The organism is Mesorhizobium sp. M1A.F.Ca.ET.072.01.1.1 (assembly GCF_004023325.1).
Classification (GTDB): domain Bacteria; phylum Pseudomonadota; class Alphaproteobacteria; order Rhizobiales; family Rhizobiaceae; genus Mesorhizobium.
On the sequence record NZ_RZSF01000790.1, the window covers coordinates 1 to 399 of the forward strand.

Annotated in this window: 1 pseudogene; it reads left to right on the forward strand. The window is 56.9% G+C overall.

Annotation, left to right across the window (positions count from 1 at the left end):
* Positions 1–399, forward strand: a pseudogene (locus EOA32_RS38055) (transcriptional regulator); the annotation flags it as partial.

Genomic DNA, 399 nt, shown 5'->3' on the forward strand with positions numbered 1-399 from the left:
CCAGAAGGTTTGCTATTCGACTTTCTCCGAGTTGGTTGTCGTCTTTAAGGACCGCACCCCGGCGCAGGATCTCGGCGTCATAGAAGTGGCGATGCCGCTTGGACTCTATACGAGATGCGAAGTTTCCGCTCCCTGCGGCCTGTGTTCAAAAGACGGCGTCATCGGACTTCTCGATGTGCCCGACACCTTTCTCGATCCTGACCGTATGCGGGCAGGGCTGCTGTGGTTCACGCGCGGCTTCGTCGAATACCAGTTTCCCAACAATGCGACGCTTGCCAATGCCAAAGTCGGCGGATTGGAACTAGCGATGGAGCTTTCGTCGGAGGTCCCGGGCACATCGAAGGATTGGCCATCGGACATCACGGTAGCGATCAACGGACACGAGATAGATACCTGGAC